Source organism: Streptomyces malachitofuscus (genome assembly GCF_055571035.1).
The window spans coordinates 1-1,444 of sequence record NZ_JBVIGA010000076.1 but is presented as its reverse complement, the minus strand read 5'-3'; the positions used below and the strand labels follow the sequence as shown (position 1 = coordinate 1,444).

Here is a 1,444-nt window from a genome sequence, read left to right as displayed (position 1 = left end):
GAGGACTTCCCAATCGTGATGTCAAGCCGCGAGCGTGACGGGAGGTGAAGCTTGGTAGCACTGTCCGTCACGGATCATCGCCCACAGGACGTTGAGCCTGCGGCGAGCGAGCGCGAGCAGGGCCTGCTTGTGTCCCTTTCCCTCGCTTCTCTTCCGCTGGTAGTACGTCTTCGACGCCGGACAGTTCTTGAGGCTGGCCATGGCCGACAGATACATCGTCCGGAGCAGCCCTCGGTGATATCGCCTTGGCCTGCGGAGGTTGCCACTGACGCGACCGGAGTCGCGGGGCCTGGGAGCCAGGCCGGCGAAGCCGGCCAGGCGGTCGGCGCTGCCGAAGGCATCCATGTCACCGCCCGTTGCAGCGATGAACTCGGCGCCGAGCTTCGGTCCCATCCCGGGCAGGCTGCGGATCACCTCGGCGTGCGGATGCTCGCGAAACTTGGCCTCGATCAGGGCATCGAGCTCGGCGATCTCCTCATCGAGGGCCATCACCCCCTTCGCGAGGCGGACCACCATAGCGGCGGCCAGCTTCTCTCCCGGCAGGGCGGTCTGCTGGGCCTGGGCGGCTTCCACGACCGCTTTCGCCAGTGCGGCGGCGCCGCGGACCTTGCGGTTCTTCAGCCAGGTCTCGATCCGCTTGGCGCCGGTGCGGCGGATCGCGGCGGGGGTCTGATAGCCGGTCAGCAGCATGACCGGTCCCTTGTTGGTCAGTTCCAACGACCGTTCCAACGCCGGGAAGATCTCCAGCAGTTGGGCCCGCAAGCGGTTGATCTGCCGAGTGCGGTCGAAGACCACGTCCAGGCGTCGGGTGGTCAGCGTGCGCAGATCGACGGCAATCTCGTCACCGGGCCGCAGCAGGCCGAGATCGCGACGGACGCGGGCCTGATCGGCGATGACGAAGGCGTCCTTGGCATCGGTCTTGCCCTCGCCCTTGTAGGTGGCCGAGGCGCGGTGGACCGCGAGGCCGGTGAGGTAGGCCATCGGCTGGCCGTGGCTGAGGAGGAGGCCGATGAGCAGGGCGGCGCCACCGTGGTTGAGGTCGATGGCCCACAGCACGTCAGTGGATATCGCCAAGACGTCGCCGATCAGTTCAAGCAGTTCGGTCTCGTCATTCAGGACCCGCCGGGACAGCAGCCGCTGACCGTCCGCGTTGATCACCACGCAGTGGTGGTGTTCCTTGCCTATGTCCACCCCGGCCCAGATCTCGGGCACGTTCCCTCCGCCAGTTCGTCGTCACATCGATCCCGCAGACGACCTCGCCGACGTTGTCCTACAGCAGCGATCGCAGTCGCGTCTCCCAATTGGCGGTCGAGTCGTCGCGGGGCTCCGGGCGGCCAAGTCCTTTGAGCCGTCGAACCGGCGCCACCGTGACAGCCATACCCAGAGCCCCTGGGCCCTCTGATCTTACGAATGACCAGAGCAACCACCCTTGAAAGGTAGGACC

The 1,444-nt window shown here is 66.6% G+C and carries 1 protein-coding gene; it reads right to left on the bottom strand.

What is annotated here, in order from left to right; all coding sequences use genetic code 11:
• Positions 1–21 precede the first annotated feature (21 nt).
• Positions 22–1,212: an IS110 family RNA-guided transposase gene (locus ACZ44S_RS39110; RefSeq protein ID WP_466938276.1), complete on the bottom strand. Its 1,191-nt coding sequence runs from the start codon at positions 1,210–1,212 to the stop codon at positions 22–24.
• Positions 1,213–1,444: the final 232 nt, after the last annotated feature.